Origin of the sequence: Cyanobacterium sp. T60_A2020_053, from assembly GCA_015272165.1 — a bacterium.
In the GTDB taxonomy this organism is placed as follows: domain Bacteria; phylum Cyanobacteriota; class Cyanobacteriia; order Cyanobacteriales; family Cyanobacteriaceae; genus Cyanobacterium.
On sequence record JACYMF010000020.1, the window covers coordinates 1 to 25732 of the forward strand.

The 25732-nt window shown below is 36.1% G+C and carries 26 protein-coding genes, 1 tRNA gene and 1 riboswitch; of the genes, 11 read left to right on the forward strand and 16 right to left on the reverse strand.

Going from position 1 to position 25732, the window contains the following annotated elements; translation table 11 throughout:
• The first annotated feature begins 226 nt into the window (after window positions 1-226).
• Genes IGQ45_03145 through IGQ45_03155 form a run of 3 tightly spaced genes read left to right on the forward strand, consistent with a single transcriptional unit; the run spans window position 227 to window position 2524 of the window.
• Window positions 227-814, forward strand: a complete 588-nt coding sequence (locus IGQ45_03145) for a hypothetical protein (protein ID MBF2056223.1) — start codon at window positions 227-229, stop codon at window positions 812-814.
• Window positions 804-1691, forward strand: coding sequence for a hypothetical protein (locus IGQ45_03150; protein ID MBF2056224.1), 888 nt, complete (start codon window positions 804-806; stop codon window positions 1689-1691). The genes IGQ45_03145 and IGQ45_03150 overlap by 11 nt, the downstream gene beginning before the upstream one ends.
• A complete protein-coding gene (locus IGQ45_03155) occupies window positions 1679-2524 on the forward strand; it encodes a sensor domain-containing diguanylate cyclase (GenBank protein MBF2056225.1) in 846 nt (281 codons plus the stop codon). The genes IGQ45_03150 and IGQ45_03155 overlap by 13 nt, the downstream gene beginning before the upstream one ends.
• A gap of 42 nt (window positions 2525-2566) precedes the next feature.
• Here the strand turns inward: IGQ45_03155 and IGQ45_03160 are convergent, their stop codons facing one another.
• Window positions 2567-3103 carry a Uma2 family endonuclease gene (locus IGQ45_03160; GenBank protein ID MBF2056226.1) on the reverse strand — a complete coding sequence of 179 codons (537 nt, stop codon included), beginning with the start codon at window positions 3101-3103 and terminating at the stop codon, window positions 2567-2569.
• Between the two features lie 296 nt (window positions 3104-3399).
• Window positions 3400-3546, forward strand: a riboswitch (cobalamin riboswitch).
• A gap of 20 nt (window positions 3547-3566) precedes the next feature.
• Between IGQ45_03160 and IGQ45_03165 the strand changes: the two genes are divergently transcribed.
• Entirely contained in the window at window positions 3567-5585 is a 2019-nt protein-coding gene (locus IGQ45_03165; GenBank protein ID MBF2056227.1) for a TonB-dependent receptor, read from the forward strand.
• Window positions 5586-5840: 255 nt separating this feature from the next.
• Here IGQ45_03165 and IGQ45_03170 read toward each other — a convergent pair whose 3' ends face one another.
• From IGQ45_03170 to IGQ45_03190, 5 genes are all read right to left on the reverse strand, one after another.
• Entirely contained in the window at window positions 5841-6635 is a 795-nt protein-coding gene (locus tag IGQ45_03170) for an SDR family oxidoreductase (protein ID MBF2056228.1), read from the reverse strand.
• Window positions 6632-7558 carry a bifunctional riboflavin kinase/FAD synthetase gene (locus IGQ45_03175; protein ID MBF2056229.1) on the reverse strand — a complete coding sequence of 309 codons (927 nt, stop codon included), beginning with the start codon at window positions 7556-7558 and terminating at the stop codon, window positions 6632-6634. The genes IGQ45_03170 and IGQ45_03175 overlap by 4 nt, the downstream gene beginning before the upstream one ends.
• A 338-nt stretch (window positions 7559-7896) precedes the next feature.
• Window positions 7897-8379, reverse strand: a complete 483-nt coding sequence (locus IGQ45_03180; protein MBF2056230.1) for a DUF4079 domain-containing protein — start codon at window positions 8377-8379, stop codon at window positions 7897-7899.
• Between the two features lie 209 nt (window positions 8380-8588).
• On the reverse strand, window positions 8589-10205 hold the full coding sequence (locus IGQ45_03185) for a hypothetical protein (GenBank protein ID MBF2056231.1): 1617 nt from the start codon (window positions 10203-10205) through the stop codon (window positions 8589-8591).
• A 431-nt stretch (window positions 10206-10636) separates the two neighbouring features.
• On the reverse strand, window positions 10637-11794 hold the full coding sequence (locus tag IGQ45_03190) for a cysteine desulfurase (protein MBF2056232.1): 1158 nt from the start codon (window positions 11792-11794) through the stop codon (window positions 10637-10639).
• 995 nt (window positions 11795-12789) lie between these two features.
• On the opposite strand from IGQ45_03190, the gene IGQ45_03195 reads away from it, so the two are divergent.
• Window positions 12790-13224, forward strand: coding sequence for a photosystem I reaction center subunit II (locus IGQ45_03195; GenBank protein ID MBF2056233.1), 435 nt, complete (start codon window positions 12790-12792; stop codon window positions 13222-13224).
• A 21-nt stretch (window positions 13225-13245) separates the two neighbouring features.
• Here IGQ45_03195 and cobU read toward each other — a convergent pair whose 3' ends face one another.
• Window positions 13246-13809, reverse strand: a complete 564-nt coding sequence (gene cobU, locus IGQ45_03200; protein MBF2056234.1) for a bifunctional adenosylcobinamide kinase/adenosylcobinamide-phosphate guanylyltransferase — start codon at window positions 13807-13809, stop codon at window positions 13246-13248.
• 191 nt (window positions 13810-14000) lie between these two features.
• A complete protein-coding gene (locus IGQ45_03205) occupies window positions 14001-14297 on the reverse strand; it encodes a four helix bundle protein (protein ID MBF2056235.1) in 297 nt (98 codons plus the stop codon).
• A 102-nt stretch (window positions 14298-14399) separates the two neighbouring features.
• On the opposite strand from IGQ45_03205, the gene IGQ45_03210 reads away from it, so the two are divergent.
• The 3 genes from IGQ45_03210 to def all read left to right on the forward strand — a co-directional run bounded on the left by IGQ45_03210 (window position 14400) and on the right by def (window position 16122).
• On the forward strand, window positions 14400-14813 hold the full coding sequence (locus IGQ45_03210) for a VOC family protein (GenBank protein ID MBF2056236.1): 414 nt from the start codon (window positions 14400-14402) through the stop codon (window positions 14811-14813).
• 44 nt (window positions 14814-14857) lie between these two features.
• A complete protein-coding gene (locus tag IGQ45_03215) occupies window positions 14858-15424 on the forward strand; it encodes a Uma2 family endonuclease (protein MBF2056237.1) in 567 nt (188 codons plus the stop codon).
• A gap of 131 nt (window positions 15425-15555) precedes the next feature.
• A complete protein-coding gene (gene def / locus IGQ45_03220; GenBank protein MBF2056238.1) occupies window positions 15556-16122 on the forward strand; it encodes a peptide deformylase in 567 nt (188 codons plus the stop codon).
• Between the two features lie 353 nt (window positions 16123-16475).
• On the opposite strand, the gene IGQ45_03225 is transcribed toward def, so the two are convergent.
• Entirely contained in the window at window positions 16476-17468 is a 993-nt protein-coding gene (locus IGQ45_03225; GenBank protein MBF2056239.1) for an adenosine kinase, read from the reverse strand.
• A gap of 206 nt (window positions 17469-17674) precedes the next feature.
• Entirely contained in the window at window positions 17675-17920 is a 246-nt protein-coding gene (locus IGQ45_03230) for a MoaD/ThiS family protein (GenBank protein MBF2056240.1), read from the reverse strand.
• 275 nt (window positions 17921-18195) lie between these two features.
• Here IGQ45_03230 and psbD point away from each other — a divergent pair, with 275 nt between their 5' ends.
• A complete protein-coding gene (gene psbD, locus IGQ45_03235) occupies window positions 18196-19254 on the forward strand; it encodes a photosystem II D2 protein (photosystem q(a) protein) (protein MBF2056241.1) in 1059 nt (352 codons plus the stop codon).
• A 68-nt stretch (window positions 19255-19322) separates the two neighbouring features.
• Here psbD and IGQ45_03240 read toward each other — a convergent pair whose 3' ends face one another.
• The gene (locus IGQ45_03240; GenBank protein MBF2056242.1) at window positions 19323-19679 is read right to left on the reverse strand and encodes a hypothetical protein; all 357 of its coding nucleotides are present in this window, start codon (window positions 19677-19679) and stop codon (window positions 19323-19325) included.
• 203 nt (window positions 19680-19882) lie between these two features.
• Between IGQ45_03240 and IGQ45_03245 the strand changes: the two genes are divergently transcribed.
• Window positions 19883-20089, forward strand: a complete 207-nt coding sequence (locus IGQ45_03245; GenBank protein ID MBF2056243.1) for a hypothetical protein — start codon at window positions 19883-19885, stop codon at window positions 20087-20089.
• Between the two features lie 162 nt (window positions 20090-20251).
• Here IGQ45_03245 and IGQ45_03250 read toward each other — a convergent pair whose 3' ends face one another.
• The 4 genes from IGQ45_03250 to pdxA all read right to left on the reverse strand — a co-directional run bounded on the left by IGQ45_03250 (window position 20252) and on the right by pdxA (window position 24210).
• The gene (locus tag IGQ45_03250; GenBank protein MBF2056244.1) at window positions 20252-22000 is read right to left on the reverse strand and encodes an EAL domain-containing protein; all 1749 of its coding nucleotides are present in this window, start codon (window positions 21998-22000) and stop codon (window positions 20252-20254) included.
• Window positions 22001-22362: 362 nt separating this feature from the next.
• Window positions 22363-22704, reverse strand: coding sequence for a ferredoxin--nitrite reductase (locus tag IGQ45_03255; GenBank protein ID MBF2056245.1), 342 nt, complete (start codon window positions 22702-22704; stop codon window positions 22363-22365).
• Window positions 22705-23061: 357 nt separating this feature from the next.
• Window positions 23062-23133: transfer RNA gene (locus IGQ45_03260), tRNA-Gly, on the reverse strand.
• A gap of 48 nt (window positions 23134-23181) precedes the next feature.
• Entirely contained in the window at window positions 23182-24210 is a 1029-nt protein-coding gene (gene pdxA, locus IGQ45_03265) for a 4-hydroxythreonine-4-phosphate dehydrogenase PdxA (GenBank protein MBF2056246.1), read from the reverse strand.
• Window positions 24211-24269: 59 nt separating this feature from the next.
• Between pdxA and IGQ45_03270 the strand changes: the two genes are divergently transcribed.
• Window positions 24270-24842 carry a DUF4126 domain-containing protein gene (locus IGQ45_03270; GenBank protein ID MBF2056247.1) on the forward strand — a complete coding sequence of 191 codons (573 nt, stop codon included), beginning with the start codon at window positions 24270-24272 and terminating at the stop codon, window positions 24840-24842.
• Between the two features lie 182 nt (window positions 24843-25024).
• Here the strand turns inward: IGQ45_03270 and IGQ45_03275 are convergent, their stop codons facing one another.
• Window positions 25025-25297: a monovalent cation/H(+) antiporter subunit G gene (locus tag IGQ45_03275; GenBank protein MBF2056248.1), complete on the reverse strand. Its 273-nt coding sequence runs from the start codon at window positions 25295-25297 to the stop codon at window positions 25025-25027.
• Window positions 25298-25732 lie beyond the last annotated feature (435 nt).

The window sequence follows — 25732 nt, forward strand, 5'->3', positions numbered from 1 at the left end:
ACCGTAGGGCATACGGGAACATACGCTTGGGGAGATTTGCCCTCTTGGGCGATTGGTGCAAACCTGTCGTCTAACGGCGAGTCGGTGAACCAAGAATCCCCCACTATAACCCGTAGGGTTTAGTGGTGGGAGTGTCAATGAATAGGGAAGATTATGAATTATAAATTATGAAATAATAATTTCCTTTGCCCCTTTGAGTAATTATCCATCATCAATTATTTTAACTATGACAGATTTACAATGGCTCTTAATTTGCGCTGGTTTAGTCTTTCTCATGCAACCCGGCTTTATGTGTCTGGAATCGGGTTTAACTCGCTCGAAAAATAATATTAATGTAGCCGTCAAAAATTTAGCTGATTTTGGTGTATCCGTTGCTCTATTTTGGTGTTTTGGTTATGGTTTAATGTTTGGGCAATCTTGGCTAGGATGGATTGGTGCAGATAATTTTTTTCTGGATGTAGGAAATAACGCTGGATTAGGTGCTTTTTTCTTATTTCAAGCCATGTTTTGCAGTACCGCTACTACTATCGTATCAGGAGCGGTGGCAGAACGATTAAAATTTAGCTCTTATTTGGTGGCGGCGCTGTTAATTTCGGGCATCGTTTATCCTGTTTTTGGGCATTGGGTATGGAATGGCATTGACGCTAATCATAGTAGTTTTATCGGTTGGCTTGATAAAATGGGCTTTGTGGACTTTGCTGGTTGTACTGTTGTTCATTCTATCGGCGCTTGGGTTAGTTTGGCAGCACTAATCATTATTGGACCACGACAAGGGCGCTTTACCATCAAAAATTTTCGGGTTAATGGCTCATGACTCTTTAATGAATGGTGCTATCACTGGTTTAGTATCCATTACTGCTGTGTGTCACGCTGTTTCTACCCCTCAATCTGTGATAATTGGGGCGGTGGGCGCTGGAATTATGTTATGGGTTAAGCATCGTTTGGAATATTATCGTATTGACGATGCGGTGGATGCGGTGGCGGTGCATGGTGGTGGTGGCACTTGGGGAATTTTAGCTGCACCCTTTTTCGCTAATCCTGAGTTATTAGGTACGGGATTAAGTCCGATGCGCCAATTATTATTACAATTATTAGGAATTATCGTCTGTTTTGTGTGGGCATTTGGGATAAGTTGGTTAATTTTTAAAATCACTAATCGTTTTTTCCCGTTACGAGTTACCCCCTATGAAGAAGAATTGGGTTTAAATGTTTCGGAGCATCGTGCTAAAACGGAGTTATATGATTTAATGACGGTAATTGATCAACAGATTGAAACTCAAGACCTTAGTTTGCGTGTACCAGTTGAACCATTTACGGAAGTTGGACATATTGCTAATCGTTATAATCAGTTAATTGATGCTTTAGAAAAATCTTCTCAACAGTTATTGGAAGGTAATTTAGAATTAGTTAATGCGAAGGAAAAAGCGGAGATTGCTAATAAAACCAAAAGCATTTTTTTAGCGAATATGAGCCACGAATTGCGCACTCCTATGAATGCTATTTTAGGGTTTTCGCAAATCATGATGCGTTCGCAAAGTTTAGCGCCCGATCATCTCGAAAATATTAGTATTATTCATCGTAGTGGTAGTTACTTATTAAATTTGATTAATAATGGCATCAAATTTACTGAAGAAGGGGGGGTTAATATTTTTAATAAAATAGTTTTTGAAAATGTGGTATTGCGGCGTTAGAGTCTGTGCGTAATACGAAAACGGGAGATATTGAGGATTTTCGTTGTATTGTGGTTAATCCTATCACGGCACAAGTATTTAATTTAGAGCCAGAAGATTTAATTGGTAAGTTAGTTTTTAGACGTTTTATTAGTAAAATTAATCCACAATTATTTCCTGCCTTTGTGCAGGTGGTGGAAACAGGAAAAGCCTTAGAAAAAGATATTAGATATACTGTTAATAATAATACTTGTTGGTATCACTTTATCGCAGTAAAACTAGGAGATGGTTTTTCTGTTACTGTTAGGGATATTACTGAACGTAAAAAATTAGAATTAAAATTAAATAAATTAGCTACTTTTGATGGTCTAACTAAGGTTTATAATCGTCAAAGTTTTGATCAAAATTTATCTAAAGAATGGACGAGGGGCGCTAGGGAAAAACAACCTTTATCTTTAATTATTTGCGATGTGGATTATTTTAAGCCTTATAATGATTTTTATGGTCATATTCAAGGAGATAAATGTTTAAAAAAAGTAGCGAAAATTATGGCAGAAATCGTCAAAAGATCATCTGATTTTTTAGCACGTTATGGAGGGGAAGAATTTGCTATTATTTTACCTAATACTCCTCTCACCGGCGCCCTTACCATTGCGGAAACTCTTCGGCTAACAGTGGAAAATTTAGCGATTCCCCATGCTCAATCAGAAATTAGTCCAGTTATTACCATTAGTTTAGGAGTATCTTCTACTATACCTGATGCTAATTTACCTTTTGATACTTTGGTGAGGGGCGCTGATTTAGCTTTATATGAAGCAAAAAATCAGGGTAGAAATTGTGTAGTTAATCTCTAAGTTGGGGTTGTTGAAAAAGTATTATGGGGAATGGTTTAAAAGCTAACTAAATAAATTTTGCAAACTAATGGTAAAACCTTGTAAAACTTTTTGAGTGGTAATATTATCACCAATATTAAACGCTAAAGTTTGCTCTTTAGTAATAATAAAAACCCGTTGATTTTCTGGTAAAACCAACCATACTTCCTCACATCCTGAAGCTAAATACTCACTAGCTTTAGCAAATAAATCTTCTGCAGAATCAGCCGGAGAAGCAATTTCAGCGACCAAAGAAGGACTTTGAGGTAAACTAGAGTTATCATCGGAAATAGCCACTAATTCGGCTGTGAGATAGGCTACATCAGGTCTTCTGCCTTGTTTTGTAGTTCTACAAGGCAATTCTGTATATACATCTCCACCTAATTGAGAGTCAATAACGTAATTTCCTAATAAACGGGATAATTTTGCTTGTATTTTACTGTGTCTAATAGTCATAGCTGTAGTTTCTGTGATTTCTCCGTTAATCCATTCTTGATGTTCGGGGGGATTTGCCAAAAATTCTTCAAGAGTTATACTTGTTCTTGTTAAGGTTGCAATCATAGTATTAATTTCCTATCTTGGCTATTTATTTACATGATAGTTCATTGCTCGAAAGAATATTATTGATGGGAAATATAGTCACCTAAAATAGCAATGAGACAGTTTTTTATTACTAATAATTATCGTAAAGTCTTAAATGGTGGGCGATGCCCACCCTACAAAATTTTTGAATTTGTCTCAATCTCAATTTAAATAGCTATAACTATTATGGCAAAGTCTTTGATTTATAAGGATTTTAACCTTTGCCCATTGCCCTTTTCCCTTTATTTGACAACAGAGATCAAACTGAGATAGTATATGATGTAACAAAATTTGGTTCTAATGGGAGTCAGCCATTAGAGGTAACGGGGAAAGATTGGTTAGAATCCAGCGCTGTCCCGCAACTGTGTTAAGACTTAGTTAGTCTTTGAGTCAGGATGCCCACCAAAGTTGATATAAACATAACATCATCTGCGAGGTATGGATGAATCATAGAAATTGCCGACTTTTGTTCAGCAAAAGTCTTTTTTTGGTGTCGCCAATTTTAGGGGTGGCTGTTTTTTTCTCTCACTCCGCCCCTTTACAAGCTCAATCAGAGACAGAAGAGCCTTCGGACGAAATTTTTATCATTATCACCGATAAAATCCTTAATCAGCCTGTTTATGCCCCTTTCAGAAGGGAAGCCACCGTTAGGGATTCCAGTCGCCCAGTATATGTAATTGATCGGCAACAAATTGAAGCACAAGGCGCACGCACCGTACAAGAAGCGCTCAAATACTTACCCGGTATCATCGGAGATGGTACGGCTGGAGGGCAATTAGGCGCACAAAGTGGGCAAATTATTCGGGGTGGTAGTACAGCACAAGTATTAATTTTACTGGATGGCAGACCCATTAACGATGTGGGTTTTTTCGGTGGTTTTGATTTATCTACCTTTACCACTGATAATGTGGAACGGGTGGAAGTTTTACCGGGCGGTAGTTCTACCCTTTACGGTTCCGATGCTATCGGTGGTATTATTAATATTGTTACTCGTCAAGATGCGCCCTCCAAACCTGAAGTAACGGTAAGAGCAAATCTCGGTAGTTTTGGCTTAAATGAACAAGCTATTCAAACACGGGGAGAAAATAATGGAGTGCGGTGGGCGCTGGGTTATACTCGCACGGAATCGGAAAATAATTTCCCTTTTAAAATTGATCGCATCGGTTTAGAATCTCAACGCAGTAACGCCGATGTTCTCTATAATAACTTTAACCTTTCCTTAGCTGGGGCGGTGGGCGCTCGTCACCGTGTCAGTTTCAACGCCCTTTATCTTAACAAAGAATTTGGCGTAGCCGGCGGTGTTGCCGTGCCGGAAGCTCAATTTAATAGTTTATCACCTCTTGCTCGTCAAAATACCAATAATTGGTTACTAGATTTAGCAGTAGAATCTAAGTTGGGAGACGGTGATGATTCTATCCTAACCACTCGTGTTTATGGGGATTTTCTCGATTATACCTTTGAGAATCCTGTTCAATTTGGCGGTAAAGATGACGTTAACCGTCAAGCCTTAGGGTTACAAATTCAACATAACTGGCAAATCAAACCTAATCAAAACTTGATTTATGGGTTTGATTATCGTAATACTAACGCTCAAAATAATACTCTTAGCACTGGTAGCAATGTAACAACTCTTAATTATGATGGTAACATTGCTCAACAAGCATTTTTTGCCCGTTATGATGTCAATTTTTCTCCCGAATTTAACCTTAATCTGGGCTTGAGACAGGATTTTAATAGCTTAGTTAATGGCTCATTTACCTCTCCTAGCGTGGGTGCGAGATACCATATTACTCCTAATACTACCGTAAGAGCTAACTTTGGACAAAATTTCCGCAGTCCACAAATTTCTGACCTTGAGGGTTTCAGTGCCTTTGGTATCGTTGGTAATCCAGAATTAAAAGCAGAAAGAGGCACTAGCTTTGATGTGGGTGTTGACCAAAAATTAGGAGATTTTGGCTTACTACGTCTCACCTTTTTCGCTAATCGCATCGATAATTTAATTAACTTTCAGTTTGGCAACCCTAGCACTTTTACCAATATCGGCGAAATTAAAAGTACAGGATTGGAAGCTGATTTGAATGTACAAGTAGCGCCCAATGTGTTTGCTTTTGCTAACTATACTCTTAATAATCCGCGCATTATTTCTGATGCTAATACTTCCATTGAAGGTAATGAGGTTAGTTTTAGGGGCGCTGATCGTCTTAATCTCGGTATTGCTTATGAAAAAGACTTTTATGTAGCTTTACTATTACGCAATTCTAGCAGTTATTTCATTAATAATAGTAATACCTCATCTTTGCCGGGTTATACGACTCTTGATTTAAAAGCCCGTATTCCTCTTTCTGCTAATGTCACTTTAACCGGTGGTATTGATAATATATTCGCCCAAGAATATGAACAATTCCCGGGTTTTCCTGCTTTGGGTAGAAGCGTAAGAGTCGGCGTGAATGCCAAATTTTAAGAAGTTGGTCGAACATCCTCGACTTATTATCTTAAAACTTTATTTAAGTAGGGGTTGCTGAAAAAGTTTAGTCTTTAAGGTCGGGGTTAGGGATTAGGGGTTAGGATTTAGGGAAAATGTTCATAGATCAAAGACTTTAGCAAATTTGTTAATTGATTATAAATTACTATTTTGCGTCAATAGTTTTTGATTGGAGTGGAGGAAAGAGGGCATTTTAAAGCAAAGAAGACTACTTTTGGCACTTTTTAAATGAATTTATTTATTTTTTCCCAACATTTGAGCAATGATTTTAACTACATTCTCTCTGGGTAAAAAACGAGACAAGTTAACAGCAATTTGATTACTAAAATTTCCCGTGACAACATTAGCTTGTTTTGCCTGTAGTGCATCCAGCGCCCTCCGTACTACTTTTTGGGGAGTTGCTATGTCATTAGGATTAATGGTAGCCATAGGAATAAACTCCGCTGTTTTAGCAAAATTTGTACTGGTAGCACCCGGACAAAGAGCTAAAATATTAATATCATTGTCCTGATTTTCTGCCCATAATGCCTCAGAAAAAAATAAAATAAAGGCTTTGGTAGCACCATAAACACTTAGATAAGGGGTTGGTTGAAAACCAGCAATGGAGCTAACATTAATTATATCCCCTTGCCCTCTTTCATTCATGTCTTGTAAAAATAAATAGGTTAATTCCACAAGGGCGCTAATATTTAACTGAATCATATTCAATAACTTGGGTAGAGGGCGCGTTGCAAATTTTCCGTAATCTCCAAATCCGGCATTATTTATTAATAAATCAATAGTAATATTTTCATTTTTAACTTGAGCATAAATTTCTTGACAAGCATTTTCTTGGGTCAAATCTTTAACAATAGCTGTTACTTTGATGGAAAATTTTGTCTCTAAACTGAATTGTAGCCCTTTTAATTCTAACTCAGTTTCTATGGGTGCAATAATAACTAAATCATAATTTCTTTGGGCTAATTCCTCAGCAAAAGCCTTACCAATACCCGATGATGCCCCTGTAATTAATGCTGTTTTATTACTCATAATTTTATTAATTGTGACGTGCGCTGACAATCTAAATTAATCTGTTGTTTTAGTTCATTTAAAGAGTTAAATTTTTGTTCACTTCTTAGGTACTGAATTAAGTTAACCTTTATTACTTTGTTATACAAGTTTTCTGACCAGTTTAACAAATGAATTTCGTTAGTAGTTTCTAAACCTGAAACTGTCGGTCTTTCCCCTCGATTCATTACGCCTCTAATAATTTTTTTATCTACTTCTACGATAACGGCATAAACTCCTTTTCTTGGTAAAAATTTACGGGAATTTACTTCAATATTAGCCGTAGGAAAGCCTATGGTTCTACCTATTTTATCCCCTTCTACTACTTTACCAATTAAACTATAATGACGACCCAACATTGCTTTAACTAACTCCAAATTTCCTTCTTTTAATCCTTCCCTAATAGCTGAACTACTGATACGAATTAAATTATCTTGAAATCTTATTTTTTCTTCCTTTGTAATATTTACTTTCACGCCATTTTTTTCTGCTAATTGTTGTAAATCTTCTGCATTACCTTGACGGCGATAACCAAAGCAAAAATCTTCCCCCACACTAATGTATTTTGCGTTTATTTTTTCAACTAATATATTTTGCACAAAGTGAGGGGCGCTGAGGGATGCTAATTCTCGATCAAAGGGTAATAAAATTAATTGTTTAATGCCTAGTTGTGCTAATAATTCTTGCTTTTCTTCCAGAGGAGTTAATAGTTGCTTTTTTTCACCACTGAAAAACTCTTGAGGATGGGGAAAAAATGTCACTAATGTTGGACAAACCTGATGATTATTAAATTGCTCAAAAATGGGTTTAATTACTGTCTTATGCCCTTGATGAATGCCGTCAAAATTTCCCAAAGCGATGGCATTTGGTTTGATAATATTTTCTAAGGAATAATGAACAACAATAGACACTTTTGACTCTCTTACTTTGAGTATGATAAATTATTGGTTGGTATAGGGCAAAGGGCAAGGTGCAAAGGTTAAAAAAGGGCAAAGTTGAAAGGGCAAGGGGCAAAGGTTTCAATGCTTATAAATGATAAGATTTATATTTTTAGAATAGTATAAAATTTATCAAACTTTTGAATAAGTAGGTAATCCAGAAAAACAGGCAAGATGCCTGTTTCACCCTGCAAAAATTCTAATTGTTGGAGATGTCTAATAAATTTAACTAAGATTATTTTTAACTAATTTAAAATTATTAAACGAATTTGATATGACAAGGGGTTTTAACCCTTTGCTAATAACTAAATAGAAAGTCCTAATTTTAAACCTAAAATGGCATGAAGAAACATCACCATTAAAGCAATACTACCTAAATAAGCATGAACAGTGCGCAAGCTATCCTTATTGCCAATAAAACCAGTGGCAGAAATTACACCATTTAAACCTAATAAACCGATAACTAATGAACCAGTCCAAAAATGAGGACTAGATAAAATCGATTCTCCTTGCATAATCAAAGATAGCAAACCACCACTATAACCCATGACAATGAATAAAAACATCAACGGGGCAATTTTACGGTGATTGAGTTTATTTTCTATCACTACTTCAGGAGATGTGACAACCCGACTACGCCATCCCGTTAAACCAACAATGCTACCCATCACAAAGATAACAATACCCATAAAGAAAGGATGTCCCCAATGTACGATGGGCGCTGGGGTGTTTAAACTAGAAAAAAAATCTGCTATTGGTTGCAGTGCCTGTGTAATTGTTTCCTTCATAATTCTTAATGTTTATTCATAATCCTTAATTTTAGTATATAGCAATTTCACAAAATCAAACTCTAAGAGAACACTAAATAAAAAATGATTCAATAGCAATTAAAGATTTGTAAATTTATACCATTATCCGCCTTGCAATAAGTTGACAAGGCTTATAGCTTAAATCTGCTAAAGCGATTATTAACCTGTAACAGTGATTTAAGGTATTTTTAAATTTTTTCTTGCTCTTTTGCCTTGTTTACTCTTTTTAACTTTTCTATAATCTTAATAAAAATATTTTCTAACCATGCAATAAATTGGTCTATTTTTTCGAGGATTATTTCTAATAAATGCTTTTCATATTCAATACTAATTACTGTTGCTTCTATTTCTTGAGAAGTCGGTTTATTATCGCTTATTTTTTCAACTATAGCTACATGATTCGAGTTTTTTTCGTGTTTTTGAGTTTTATTGCTCACACTAATTTTATTAACTATGTTTATTTTCTTTTTCTCTTCATTTTTTAATAATCCAGCGCCCTCCACCGTAGTATCAGGAATAAAGTTATTAATATTATTTATGGTGATATTTGCTGTATTGTTAGCGCTTAAAATAGATTGATTATCACCATATAAATCTTGCCAAGATAACCAAGGATCAGCAATTTCTCCATCAATTAACAATAATTTTTCTTCTTGATGAGAAAAAGTATATTTCGTTTTTTGTTGTAACTTAACATTGAAAAAATAATCTATTGCCATCCAAATTAAATGCTGGATTTGATAAGGATCATTTTCGTCACCTATTAGATTATTAACTTGATTTTTTACCACCGCAACTTGTTTTAAACCTTGCACCATTAACCCTTCTACTGCATTTTGAATAACGGGGATAATTTCTGCAGTTTTCTGCTGTGTTTTTTCTGCCAAACTTAATATTATATCGGTGAAGGGCGCTGGATTTAATTGATTTGAAGGCTTATTTTCTTGAGATGCTAACTGATTATTATAAGATTTTTCTTTTAAAGAATTATTTTTACTGTTAAAACCGAAAAAATAAGCGATAGCTGATTGAATTATCCCTAATATTGATTGTTTTTTAGTTTCAGAATTAGTTAAAACTTCTTTATTAACTGACTGTTGAGATAAACTATTCTGACTAGAATTTGAATCAAATTTAGCAAGAAAATTATCAATAAATAAAATTAACCCATTAAGTTTCTGTTTATTATTTTCTGTCAAATTTACTTGATTAGTTAATAATGAATTATTTTGTTGATTTAACTTATTACTAATATTATTTTTAGCAGTAAAGAAACGAATAAAACTAAATAAATTAACGCCACGAGAAAGTTTTTTAGTCGTTTTAGGGGATGTTGACTGGAGTTGTAAAAACCTTTTATTCTGCCAATAACGGTGACGGGCGCTTCTGATAATTGCCTTAATTTCTCCTTGTGAAGAAAAAACTTTAATTATCTCCTTATTTTTCTTAACTAAAACAATTTCTTTGGTACTTAAAATACTAGCTAAACCTTGAATTTTATTAAGATTAAGTTGTTGTATTTGAGGATACTTAATAATTTCTTTTGCTACATCTTCAATAATTTGATCACAACTGGGCAAAACAAGAATATTATTAACCTCATTTGAGAAATTAGATTGAAGGGCTTTACTCAAATTTTGAGTAGTTTGTAAAAGTAGATAAAAAGGATAAATAATCGTAGCAATACCAGTATTAACAACCTGTTGTAATTGTCTAAACTTAATACCGAAAGAATCATTTAACTTAATATACTGACGATTAAGAAAACTAAAAAGACGACTTTTATAAGGAGAAGAAGAAGACATTATAAACTCACATTAACGCTAAAAAAAGGTGTCAGGTATTAGGTGTCAGGTATTAGGTGAAATGCAAACCATAAATTTATAACAATTGCATTTTTTAAATACTAAAACCATTATATATCAAAAGTTTTATTGGTTATTTATTATTAATTTGTCACAACTACTATAGAAGAACCAAAAATTTCATGTCCTTAAACACCCTTTGTGCCTTGGCGAGACACAAAAAAATCACTTATCCAATAGTATATATTATCTCAGTTCGATGCAATAATACCTGATAAGGGCAGGTTTCAGGTTGCGGGTTGCAGGTTTCAGGTGTAATTTTTAGACGATGATATAATTCGAGGAAAAATTTGAACCTAAAAAATCAATTAAGATGTATTTTTTGTCAATTCTTTCACCTAATACCTAACACCTTTACAGCACCGAAAATTTTATCTCGAACTTAGGTTATATATTAACCCAACTTGCCGAACAACCATGGCAGTCCATGCCAAATCCTCTGGGGTAGTATCACGACTAAAACTAAATCTAATACCCTTAGTCGCTTCTATGGCATTGTAACCCAGCGCAAGAAGAATGGGAGATGGTACAGAATTACCACTATGACAAGCAGAACCGGCACTGATGGCAATACCAGCAAAATTTAACTCTCGCACCATTTTGCGCGCAGTTAATTCGGGATTGGGGTGATTAATCAAAAAACTGGCATGGTGTGGAAGGCGCTGGAAGGGATGCCCCGTTATTGACAACCAATCACAAGGCGCGAGAAGCTCAAAAAAATAATCTCTTAATTTTTGTAAACGGATATGCTCTAAAGGTAATTCCTGTTGGGCTAATTCGGCGGCTAAACCAAAGGAAGCAATGGCAGGTAGTGCTTGTGTACCAGACCTGATGGCTTTTTCTTGCCCTCCGCCACCGTTGAGAGGGGTGATACTAACTCCTTGACGGATATACAGCGCCCCTCCCCCCTGCATTCCATAGATTTTGTGTGCCGACAGCGAAAGTAAATCAACGCCCAAACTCTCCACATCTAAGGTAATACGCCCAGCGCCCTGCACCGCATCAGTATGAAATAAACTAGAAGAATTATTCTTGACAATTTGCACTAACTCTGGTACTGGTTGAATCGTGCCAATTTCACTTTGTCCATAAATGATGGAAACTAGAACTGTATTAGGTTGTAGGGCTTTTTTGACATCGTCTGCATTAATTATGCCGTGAGAATCAACAGATAAACGGGTGATTTGCCATCCTTTTTTTTCTAACATGGCACAGGGGACACTGACGGCGGAATGTTCTACACTAGAGATAATGATATGTTGAGGCGTATCATAACTATTTGCTACCCCAAAAATGGCTAAATTATTAGCCTCTGTGCCACCTGATGTGAAAATAATCGATTCGGCATCAGGTGCGTTAATTAAAGAAGCCACTTGATAACGGGCTTTTTCTAAGATAAAAGTGGCTCTTTCGCCCCAGTGGTGCAGACTTGACGGGTTGCCCCAATTCTTGGTTAAGGTTTCCCCCACCAGATTGATAATTTCGGGGCGAGGGGCGCTGGTGGCACAAGAATCAAGATAAATCTGCATTCGTTAAACTATATAATTCGGCACTGTTTACCGTTACGAAAATCGTAACCATCGTTACCAACATTTTATCTTATTTCAGCAGTGATGAAAAATTGATCATACTCTTTGTCAGTGAACTACCATACACCAAATCAAAGATTATGGTGTAGGCTTCCTACCCAAAGAAATGCTTTTTACTCCGAGAAGTAACGAGTCTTACTTTCAGGCGGTAGGCTTTATCCCTCGTTCCGAAGGTCTTTTAATTTTTTAGTTTTTCACCCGCCTTTGTTCATTTACGCTTATTGCTTACAAGAGGAACAGTGAAGCATTGGGGCTATCAATTAATTAATTGATAGGTAGTCTCTAGCCTTTCTACAACGGGGAGTTCGCCGACTACGGCTACATCTCTCTAGCACCGATTAATAGAATTATATCATAAATCTGGACGGCAATTCATCCCACACTGATTTTGTGGGTGTTTTTGTTGAAAAATACAGTGTGGGGCAACAGAGCCGAAGAAGCTAAAAACATTTAAAAAATTTATAGGTTAGGCTAAGACACAAAACCCATTTATTGAAAAAGACTTATTATCGTATTTCGGGCTTCTAGCCCGATTTTTTAGATTAATTAGGGTCTGCCGAATAAATCGAAACCCTTGTCAAATAAAGGTTCAAAGTCTATTCTACATAACAAAAAGTGTCATAAATTGATTTTTTTCTTTAAAAATACTCTATTTTTTCTATCCGAATCAAAAATAATTGATACAAATGAGCAATTTATGAAAAATAACTATTTGGCTAAAGTCTTTAATTTATAAGTATTTCACCTGAAACCTGAAACCCGAAGCCTGACACCTCCCCTCACCATTGCACTTTTTCAGCAACATCTAATTAAAACCCTATAGTCACAAAAAGTAACAGACTGTTACAGTTCATAACAGAGGTAAGCAAGAGAGGTTAAGTCAATGATACCATTGCCTAGATACTAAATCTGATTTGGATAAAAGCAATATCTATATGAGCGAAACAATTCAATTAACAGGTCAAATGCCTAAATTTGGTGGTAGCACCGGCGGATTACTTTCTGCAGCCGACAGAGAGGAAAAATACGCCATTACTTGGACAAGTAGCAAAGAGCAAGTTTTTGAAATGCCTACCGGTGGCGCTGCAATTATGAATGAAGGAGAAAATCTCTTTTATTTCGCTCGTAAAGAGCAATGTTTAGCCCTCGGCACTCAATTACGCACCAAGTTTAAGCCCAAACTGGAAGATTATAAAATTTATCGAGTCTTCCCCACTGGTGAAATTCAATATCTTCACCCTGCTGACGGTGTTTTCCCTGAAAAAGTTAACGAAGGGCGCGAGTTTCACGGCAAAAAAGACCGTAATATTGGCAGAAATCCTGAGCCTGTCACCCTCAAATTCTCTGGGAAAAATCCCTATGATGTTTAGTTGTTAATTTTGATTTTCCGTTCAAAATCGGGGCGTTAACCAGCGCCCTCCACCCAACTTAACTCCCACTTGAGTTAAATCAACCGCATAACCGCTTACTACTAAATAAACTGGGTGAGAAATTTGCCCTATATCACGGGTAACACTGCCCAGGCGACGACGAAACCAGCGCCCTTCAGGGTAAGCAGGAACCACTCCCCACCCCGTTTCCTCTGCTACCATGATAATATCCGCTTCAGTATCATTGATCGCTGTAATTAATTCTTTAACCGTTGCATACCATAAATCATTAGATTTGTCAAGGTGATTCGCTACCCATGTGCCAAGGGAATCAATTAAAACGCAATTATCATCAGTTATACCAGTAATAGCGGAAGCTAAATCACGGGTAATCTCCCAATTTTGCCAGTTTCTAGGTCTTCTTTGCTGATGTTGAGCTATTTTTGCCATCCAATCTTCATCCTGCTCATTTTTTTGCCCTGTGGCAATATATATCACCTGTTTACCTTGATTTTGAGCCAAAGACTCTGCCCATTCACTTTTACCACTACTCGCTGCGCCTGTTACCAAAATTATTTTTTTCAAACTTTTTATACCTAACTAATGATGACACCTTAATCAAAAAAATATCGGCTCTTATGTCTTGAGTATGATCAATTATTGATTCATAACTCATAATTCACAACTGATGTTACGCAAAAAAATAATTAGTTGTTGTTTTGAGGTGTCAGGTTTAAAGTCAAAAAAATTCACCCTTTTTTCTTTTGACTTAGTTTTTAGATTAAACTATGTAACATTTTACCAATTTCCTCATATTTGTTTAAACTAACTTTTAATTCTACCTCTTTGAGTGAGCCATTTATAGAAAGATGACGGATATAATCACCCAAATGATTTCTCCCTTTTCCTTCTGCGATGTTGGCAGGAATTGAAACTGCGGCCCTTTGTATTTGACTACTTAAACCATCAATTTCTGTTTTGGGAAATTGAGAAGTTAATTGATAACATATTACTACCACATCCATTGATTTTTGCCAAACCGTTAAATCTCGATAACTTTTTAGTTCAATCATTTTTATTATTTCCTGAAACCTGAATAATTGCGTAACGTCAGTTAAGTTATGAATTATGAGTTATAAATTAATATCTCTCCTTCTTTCCTTTCTATAAATAAAATGTTACATCACGTCTCCATTCGCACGGCTAATATTTTCAATGCTATAGAGTTTTACCGTTTACTAGGTTTTGAAGTAGAAACCAGATTCACCACTGGTTATACTTTAGCCTGTTGGTTAACGGGGAAGGGCGCTAGAATTGAATTGATCGAAATACCTGAACCAAATCCTGCGCCCGATGCCTTTGCTGATGAGCATTATGTGGGTTATTATCACTTATCATTAGATGTCAGTGACTATACAGATAATTTAGGGCAATGGATAGCAGAATTAAAACAAAAATTCGAGCAACAACAACAAGTACCACCCCTAAAAATACTCCTACCCCCTCAACAGCAAATGATTGGTGAGAGAGTTTACCAAGTAGCATTTATTGCCGATACTGATGGTTTACCCATTGAGTTAATTATTTAGATTTAAATATTAGCTAATTATATAAAATTACAGGGATAAATTATATGACAACTACATTAAATCTTCAGTCAATTACTGCTTTAACTAAAGAAAATTTTTATCAACTTTGCCTCAATAATCCAGACTTAAACCTAGAAACGAATCCTCAAGGAGAATTAATAATTACGTCACCGGTGGGCGCTGAAAGTGGAAAAAAAGAAGCCAATTTAATTTTTAAAGTTAGCATTTGGAATGAACAAAAAAAATTAGGAGAAGTATTTAGTTCATCAACTATTTTTAGTTTACCAAATGGTGGCAATAGATCGCCTGATGTGGCTTGGGTTTCCTCAGAAAAATGGGAAAAACTAACAGAAAAAGAAAAAGAAGGATTTGCACCCATTTGTCCTGATTTTGTGATTGAATTGAGGTCAAAAACTGACCGATTAAAAGTATTACAAGCTAAAATGCAGGAATATTTAGAAGCTGGATTAAGATTAGGTTGGTTAATCAATCCCCAAGATAAAACAGTAGAAATTTATCGACCAAATCAACCAGTAGAAGTGGCTAAAATGCCCATTAATTTATCAGGAGAAAATATTTTGCCACAATTAAATATTGAAATAGATTACTAGAATTATTTCTTCTTTCGTATTAATGCACTAACGACAGCGATTATTTAGCAAGGGTTATATATTTACCTCAAAGCCCGAACTTGCTAAGATCAGATAGTAAAGAATCAGTATTTTTTAAAATATAATGTATTATGAATGAAGTTCTCACCGTTGCCAAAGAAAAGTTAGCCAACCCTCCCCTCGAAGTACATATTTTAGGTGATAAAGTATTGAGGCAAAATGCTAAAAAAATTGCCCGAATTGACCAATCTATAAAAGACTTGGCAAAAGAAATGTTAGAAACTATGTATAGTGAAAATGGTATTGGTTTAGCAGCACCTCAAGTGGGAGTCAATAAACAAATGATTGTCATTGATTGTCAACCAGATAATCCAGTTAATCCTCCCCTCGTGATGATTAATCCCGTCATAAAAAAGTATAGCCGTGATTTATGTCTTTTAGAGGAAGGATGTTTAAGTATTCCTAATGTCTTTATCGATGTGACAAGACCTCGTGATATTGAGGTACATTTTAAGAATATTAATGGTAGATTAATGAAAATGAAGGCGACAGGGTGGTTATCACGGGTGATTCAACATGAAATGGATCATTTGAATGGCATTTTGTTTGTGGATAGGGTGCAAAATAATTTGCTTCTCACTCAGGAATTAAGTAAACAAGGTTTAGATGTAAATGCGGTGCAGTCTATTTTTAATTAGGCTCTGGTGAAAAAGTAGAGTTGTAAGGGCAAATTGACAATTAGTAATTAATAATGATGAAGTTTTACTATCTCTATGTAGTAGATATAATCTTGTGTTTTCACTGCATTCTTATTAAAAAAAACCTGATTTTGCTTATTTTTTGAGGCTTGTGGTGTGTCTTTACTATTATCAATCAACGTTTCTGAATTATTCAGCAAGTCCTAATTAGATGTTAAAGTAATGGATAAAAAAATATCGTAGAAAAGTAACATAATGGACATAATCGTGAGATGAGAAAGCTCATTATGGTCGATTATCCATTATGTAATTGTCCATTACGGTCATGACACCACTTTTTCATCAACCTCTATTTACACTAAGGATTGATAAATTTCTTGTAGTTCATTTGTACTTAGGCGAGGTCCAAAACTGGTGACGAGACGTGAAGAGGCGAGGGAAGCTAATTTCCCACTATCAAACCAAGTTAAACCGTTGGTGATGCCATAAAGCACACATCCAGCATACATATCCCCAGCGCCCACCGTATCGACTGCAGTAACAGGAAATGCTGGAATTTCGAGGACTTTTTTGCCATCAAAAATTAATGAACCTTTTTTGCCTAAAGTAATAGCAAAAGTTTTGGCAATAGTTTTAAAATAATCAATAGCGTTGGTTAAATCACTTGTTTCCGCCATTTTCAGTGCTTCAACTTCATTCGCAAAAAGTAAATCGACTCCAGCGCCCATCACCTCCATAATACCATCTCGGCAAAAATCGACCATATTGGCATCAGAAAGAGAAAAAGCAGTTTTCACCCCATTATTTTGAGCAAACTCCCTCGCTTTTACTGCCGCGGCTTTAGCGGTGGGTGAGGATACTAAATAACCTTCAATATAGAGATATTCCGAATCCGCAAGAGCTTGATAATCCAGTTCATCTGTACTTAGTTCTCCGGTAATACCAAGAAAAGTATTCATAGTACGATCTGCATCAGGAGTAACTAAAACCAAGCATTTTCCAGTCATACCATCAGGGCGATTATCTCTAGTCAAATTGGTGTCTAAACCACAGGCGATTAAATCTTGTAAGTAAAAAGCCCCACTGTCATCATTAGCAACTTTACAGGAATAAAAACCTTTACCACTTAGTTGACTAATTGCCACTAATGTGTTAGCAGCCGAACCGCCAGAGGCTTGTTTGAGGGGCGCTGGTAGTTGATTGATAATGTGCTGTTGTTGGGTTTGATCCATTAGTGTCATTACCCCTTTATTGATGCCTAGCTGGGTTAGCAACTCTGGAGTAACTTCAAACTCCATATCCACTAGCGCGTTTCCCATGCCGTAAACTTGATATTTTTTACTCATTGACTTTGTTTTCCAAACTAAACCCTATGATTATAAACGATGATGTCTTTGGGGGTTACTGAAAAAGTGGTGTTATTAGGGTAAATGGACAATGGATAATTATGAATTATTCAGCAGATTTTCTTTAACTCACCCCTTCTCCCTTTCGCCTTTGCTTCCCTGTCAAAACAAATACATTGTGATACCAACTAAAGAAAAAAGATACTCTATCCTCCAGCAACAGGAGGTATAAAAACTACATAAGCATTATTTTCAATGATTTGATCTAAATCAGCAAAATCATGATTAACAGCTAATTTTATTTGTTGATCCGATAAACTAAAACTATATTTTGAGGCTAAAAATTGATAAAGCTCTCGATAACTACTTAAATCAGTAGTAATAATTTCTTCATCCACGGGCGCCAATTCCTGCAAGGAAGCAAAATATTTAATGGTAATTGTTTTATTCATAAATAGGTGATAGGAAAATACTTGATTCTTAATTAGGGTCTAGTGAATAATAATTCATAATTCATAATTCATAATTCATAATTCATAACCCATTGTCCAAGTTTTCTCAGAAAAGTTATCCATTTTTTATATTTTTTTAATAATTTTGTTGTCAAAACCCTTAATTTTGCTGTATGATGGTGACATAGATTAACGTTAAGAAAAGTAAACATTTCTCATTTACAGGGAAATACTCTTAACATTTTAGAAATTATAAACATTCGGAGCAAAATAATATGACTATTGCAGTCGGACGCGCACCAGCCGAAAGAGGTTGGTTTGATGCCCTAGACGACTGGCTCAAAAGAGACAGATTCGTTTTTGTTGGTTGGTCTGGAATCCTTCTTTTCCCTTGTGCTTACATGGCTTTGGGTGGCTGGTTAACTGGTACTACCTTCGTAACCTCTTGGTACACTCACGGTTTAGCTAGTTCCTATTTGGAAGGCGCTAATTTCTTAACCGTTGCTGTATCCAGTCCTGCTGATGTTTTCGGTCACTCCTTACTATTTTTATGGGGACCTGAAGCTCAAGGCGATCTCACTCGCTGGTTTCAAATCGGTGGTTTATGGAGCTTCGTAGCCCTTCACGGTGCTTTCGGTTTAATTGGCTTCATGTTACGTCAGTTTGAAATCTCTCGTCTTGTGGGCATTCGTCCTTACAACGCTATTGCTTTCTCTGGTCCTATTGCTGTATTTGTCAGCGTATTTTTAATGTATCCTTTAGGACAATCTAGCTGGTTTTTCGCTCCTTCTTTCGGAGTAGCAGGAATTTTCCGCTTTATTTTGTTCTTACAAGGTTTCCACAACTGGACTCTTAATCCCTTTCACATGATGGGAGTAGCTGGTATTCTTGGTGGTGCTTTACTTTGTGCTATTCACGGTGCAACGGTAGAAAACACCTTATTCCAAGATGGTGAACAAGCAAATACTTTCCGTGCCTTTGAGCCTACCCAAGCGGAAGAAACCTATTCAATGGTGACAGCAAACCGTTTCTGGTCTCAAATTTTCGGTATTGCTTTCTCCAACAAACGTTGGTTACACTTCTTCATGTTGTTTGTACCTGTGACGGGTTTATGGATGAGTTCTATTGGTATCGTGGGTTTAGCTTTTAACCTTCGTGCTTATGACTTCGTATCTCAAGAATTGAGAGCGGCTGAAGACCCTGAATTTGAAACCTTCTACACTAAAAACATTCTTTTGAATGAAGGTTTACGCGCATGGATGGCACCTCAAGATCAGCCTCATGAGAGATTTGAGTTTCCTGAAGAAGTATTACCTCGTGGTAACGCTCTCTAAAATTATTAAAGTAATATTAGTGTGAGTTAAATCCCTCCTTGATTGGGGGGATTTTTTTTATGCTGTTGCTATTTCATACTCTTATCGGAAAAAACGTTGGAAGATTTTTGCTGTAATAACCAAGAAGTAATAGGTTGATGTACTAAAGTTCGATAGCGGTAAAAATTCAAGGCTTCAAATAAGACTCCCACTACACCACAAGTTAAGCCGATGGTTAATATACCCATACTACCAGAACCATCGCCAAAAACCGTTAAAAAATTCCACACTAATTCGTATCCTTTCTCTCCCCAAGCGCCCATCAGTGGCACATAAGTGATAAGAGTTAACCCCACTAGAGTTAATACGCAGAGGATGACGGGCGCTGTAAAACTAGCTAAACTGGTTAATAGTAGGGAACATAAAAAAGATAACCACATATTCATAATCATTTACTCCTGAAGGAGTCCTGAATGGTTAGTCAAGAAGGTGCCATCGTAATTGATTTTACTTTGACTTATTTTTAAGATTACGTCTTTTCATTTGTTTTTTCACTACTTCGACAAGAATCTTAAAATAAGATTAAATATCTTGACAGTTTTGTAGTTTTATTGTATAGAAATATAAAAAAATGTAAGGAGAATATGTCGTGGATAGTCAAGAATTAGCTTCTTATATGGAGCAAACTAATGGTATTACTAAACCTTGGTTATTAGTCCAGTTACGTTTAAAAAAGTTAATAGAAAATAGAGAAAATTTAACTTCTGGAGAATATGATCAACACCTAGCCGATATTTACCAAGATATGATGAATTTAGGAGAATGGTGGCAAGGCATTGAAGATGAAGTTTTTTAAGAATTAGGGTCTGCTGAATAAATTAAAACCATTTTAAAACAACAGTTTTAAGCACAGCTATAAAGGTATCGAGTATGAGGTATTAGGTTTGAAAATTACACCTGAAACCTGCAACCTGAAGCCTGAAACCTACTCACCTTTAAACCTTTGCCCCTTGCCCTTTCAACTTTGCCCTTTTTTAAGTGGTGTGAAAATAATGTTATTAACTTCAGAAGATGGCATTGGATGACCAAATAAATAGCCTTGTACATATTCGCACTCATTTTCAACAATTTTTTTGAATTGAAATTCGGTTTCAACTCCTTCGGCAACTACTTCCATATCGAGATTATGAGCTAAGGTAACAATAGTTTGTAAAATTTTCTCTTTACGTTTATTTTTACCAATAGCACGCACAAAACAACCATCAACCTTCAGAGTATCAATAGGAAACTTGTATAAACGACTGAGAGAAGAGTAACCAGTGCCAAAATCATCAATACATAATTTAACTCCTAACTCCTTCAGCGCCCCCAACATCTTCTCAGCGCGGTCATCTGTTTCCAAGAGGGTACCTTCAGTTATTTCTAATTTAATGGTGCCACGATTTGATTTAGTTGCCACAAAAATTTGCTCAATTTTAGCCACTAAATCTGGTTGTTTAAATTGACGAGGGGAAAGATTAACATTCATAAATAAATCTTGATGATGGGAAGATAATTGCCATAAAGCCAGTTGCTGACAAGCCTGAGTCATCACCCATTGCCCCATATCAATAATTAACCCCGTTTCCTCCGTTAAAGGGATGAAGTGCGCTGGGGAAATTAAACCCTTTTCCCGATGATTCCACCGCACCAGCGCCTCAAAACCGACTAATTTTTGAGTAGCAGTTTTAATGATAGGTTGATAATAAACCTCAAACTCATGCCGATCTAAAGCCTTGCGTAAATCACTTTCTAAATTAAGCCTTTTTACCGCCACTCGGTGCATAGTTTTATTAAAAATTGCCGAGCGGGATTTGCCCAGTGATTTAGCTCGATACATAGCTAAATCAGCATCTCTGAGCATTTCCTCAGAAGACTCATAACCCATAGTGCTAAGGGTAATACCGATACTAGCAGAAGTGAAAACCTCTTGACTGCCAAGAAATAAAGGCTTTTGTAAATTATCTTGAATTTCTTGACAACGGTCAGAAATAAGACCCAAATCATCAACACTTTCAATGATAATAATAAATTCATCTCCCCCTAACCGTGCTAACTTATCATCAACAGAAAGACTGCGCTCTAATCTTTGTGCCACTTCCCTCAAAAATACATCCCCTACAGAATGACCTAGGGTATCATTAATTAGTTTAAATCCATCTAAATCGATGAATAACAGGGCAAAAACATAGTCTTGATCATCCATTGATTTTTCAATGGCTTCAGCCAATGTCTTTAAAAACCAAGCTCGATTATATAGCCCCGTTAAAGCATCATGAAAAGCATCATAAATTAATTTTTGTTCTGCTTCTTTTTTGGCAGTAACATCTCTTTGAATTGCTAAATAATGAGTTAATTCACCATAATCATTTTTAATAGGCTCAATATGCCATTGATTGTAAAATTCAGTACCGTCTTTACGATAATTGATAGCCTCACCGAAAAAAGTTTTTCCATGGCGCAATTTGCCTTTCAGGGTTTCAAAAACTTTACGGTCTGTATTGGGACCTTGTAGAATACGAGGAGTTTTGCCAATCATTTCCTCTGCCGTGTAACCCGTCATACGAGTAAAGGCTGGGTTAACAAATACAATCTCAGGTTCCGGATAGTCTAAATCAGTGGTAGTAATGACGATGGAATCATGAGAACTACGCACCGCTGCTGCTAACAAGGTTACTTCATCTTGACTTGGCTGAGGTAGAGATATTAATGATTTGTTTTCTTGCATGGATTTTAAATTATTTTGGAAGGGGAAGCAGGGGAGATAATTAGGTGTTGCTGAAAAAGTATTTTAGTGAAGATAATGTAGAATTTAGAATGTAGAATTTAGGATTAATAATTTTTGATTAGGGTAAACAAAAGAGGGCATTTTTAGAGAAAAAAGGCTATTTTTAGCACTTTTTTAAGATTTTATTGTACTTAAAATCTTTGTTTTAAAAGGGTTTTGATTTATTCAGCAAACCCTAAATAATATTAGGTTTTTCCAACAACAGCTATTTTGATATCTAAAGCCTGTAAGGGTTGAATGATATTCAACCCCTACGAACGGATTAAAAATAATTTCTATTTTTCCAGTTCTTTCCAAAAATTTTAGCTCTTGACACCTTGTAAATCGTCCCAAGTAATTTCTTGCTGTTCTCCTGCAAATTCGTTATCAGGAGTAATAAAAAGCATACAATGGCATTCTTTCCGTTCGCGCATCGGTACGCAAGGACAATTCCAAAAGGTATTTTTAACTTCTGCTTCTTTATCTTCATAGTAACGGCAAGGGCAGAGAGGCGCTCCTAATTCTTGTTTATGTTCGGCTAAACCTTGAATAACTACGGCAGTTACAGAGGGGTCAACACAAAAATAAGTATCCGTGCGCTTGGCGTATTGTTCGGCAAAATTTTTCATCGCCTCAAGGGTTTTACTCTGAGTTTCTGAGGTCATATTCTCTATTTGTTCTTTTATGCTATTTTTCTTCTCTTTCTATTTTATCGTTTATTTGGTCATCCATAAGCCAAGAAGCATCTAATTCGGTGGTACTGAAAAAGTGCAATGGTGAGGTGAAGGGAAAAGGTTTAAAAGTGAGTAGGTTTCAGGCTTCAGGTTGCAGGTGTAATTTTCAAACCTAATACCCGATACCTGACACCTTTATAGCTGTGTTTAAGACCTTTATTTGACAAGGGTTCTAATTTATTCAGCAGACCCTTATTATCTTTAATAAAAGTTTTGACCAATAGTGAAAATAATACACTACCGAAATAATAGGGTAATATGTCATGTTTTTATTTTATTCTTTATATAAGCGGGTAACGCGATTCGAACGCGCGACATTCACCTTGGCAAGGTGACGCTCTACCACTGAGCTATACCCGCAGTTAACACATATAATATTATGTCGAAAATAAAAATAAATGTCAAGGATTAAACTAAATTTTTCAGGCGCAATCGATTTTGACAAAGATAAATTGCCCATTCTATGGCGGATGTCAGACTAGATGCGTCGGCAATGCCTTGACCTGCGATGTCAAAAGCTGTACCATGATCCGGTGAAGTGCGCACGAAGGGTAAGCCGATGGTGGTATTCACGGCTTGGTCGAATGCCATGGCTTTAACGGGAATTAATCCTTGATCATGATATAAGGCGAAGAAACCGTCAGCCGTCTTAATTTTGCCATCCCGAAACCATGCTTGAGTGGGCTTAATCCACATGGTATCAGGCGGAATTAAACCGATTAATTTTACTTCTGGATATTTTTGCCTTGCTTTATTTAACCAATTTTCCAGCCATTCTTTTTCTTCTTTACCCAATTTGCCATTTTCTCCACTATGGGGGTTTAATCCAGCTATGGCTATGGTGGGCTGAGAGAGATTAAAGTCTTCTTTTAAGTTTTTTATCAAAAGTTCTAGTTTTACGTCCATCACGTCTTCATTAAGGCTTTTTGAGACGGTTTTTAAGGGGATATGGGTAGTCGCCAAAATGGTGCGCAATACCCAATGGGTGTAAGGGGATTTGCCGACAAACATCATGGCAAATTTGGCGGTGGCTGATTTTTCGGCTAATACTTCTGTTTGCCCCGGATAGTTGTAACCTGCTTGTTGCCATAGGTATTTGGCGATGGGCGCTGTGACGATGCCGTCAAATTGCCCTTGTTGGGTTAATTCAATGGCTTTTTGGAGATATAAAAAACTGGCTTTTCCTGATTCTGCATCACCTTTGCCCCATTCTCCTTGAAAGTCGTTAGTTACATCAATTATATTTAATGTGTGAGGATGTGTTAAGTTAGCTTTAGCTGTTAAAGAATTGTAGGTATATTTTAACCAGCGCCCGTCACCGATGATAGTGATATGGGCTTTTTGATGTAAAGCAGAGTTAGCAAGAGATTTGAGGATGATTTCACCACCAATACTAACAGGATCACCGAGAGTAATAGCTAAATTAATTTTACGCACTGAGATGGAAACAAAAACTATAATTCTTCTTCTTTAATTTTATTGCCTTTTTTACGAAAATGATTCAAATTCTCGCCATTCTTTCCGCATCTGCCGCCGGTGGCTTGAGAGTTGGGTTACCATTATTGATTCTTGGTTTAGCCAACCTTAACACTTTGTGGTCAGAAATTCCTTTACTTGATCAAATCCGCCCTGAAGTTGTCATTGGTATTTTGGTATCATGGACAATTTTTGAAATTTTTGGCACAAAAAAATTACTGGGATTGCGTATCATTCAAATTATACAATTAATTATGAGTCCGGTGGTGGGCGCTATGTTAGCCATTGGCGCTGCTAAATGGACAGAATTTGATCAAGCGCCCTTCTGGCTTATCGGTATCATTGGTGGCGTATTTGCCCTAATATTACGCTTTGTCTTAGTCGGTTGGTTTTTTCGTTGGGGAAGGCTACCCATCGCTTTTACCTTCGTAGAAGATATACTTTCAGCCATTTTGGTTATTTTCGCGCTGAGGGCGCCGGAAAATGGCGGAATTATCGCCATGCTATTATTATGGATTGCCCTGCGCAGTTCCAACGAATGGCGACAATGGTATTTACAACGAAAACCTACAATAACCCTCGATAACGAATAAATAAAAGAATAACCGCCCAAGAACCCAAACAAACTTTAAAAGCGCAGAATGTAGAATGCAGAAGTAATTATTTTCTAAATTTTAAATTTTATTTTCCCCTCCCCTCTTCCCTCCTTTAATTAACAATTTACATACTCAAAATAAAAAGCCTTAAATATTAAAACTTTTTACTTAAATTAAACTTACTCTTCTTTGGTGCTAGAACCGTAAGCAAATACATAACTTAACATAGTATTCCAAATTGCGAGGGAAATAATAGCGAGAATTAGAAGGGGAAATTCTCTAGGTATTTTTAATAATAAACCCACAATAATTAACATTGACCCTAAACTATCAGAAACAGTTAAATTATGAATTTTAAATAATACACTTCTGCGACTTAAAAGAGATGTTGTTCCCCAATACCAAAACAAAATACCTAAAATAATTAACAGACAAGACAGTATATTAATCATCTTTTTTTTTATTCTTTAATCTATAAAAAGTAAAACCGTGTTTTATATTAAGTTCGGATAATTAGTTATAAATAGATTATCTCTTCGCATTTTACCCACCGTGTAATGAATTACACGGAACCAATAGTATCTCGTTCAATAAATTGAACTAAGATATTGATATTACTAATTTGTAAGTGATCGCGCAGCGGCAGCCTTCGGCTGATCAAACGGACTTGATCTTATAAGTGATCAAACAAACTTGATATTATCTCAAGTCATTTCGCTACCATATCATAGACATTTCCTACAACAGCTATTTTCAGGGCTGAAGCCTTGACTAGAAGCCAACAAAAAATAGTTTCTGAAGATGTCTAATCAATTACACGACTATTAGACAAGGTTCGATTAATTGAACTAGAGCTATTGTATCAGTTGTTGCACTTTTTATTGACT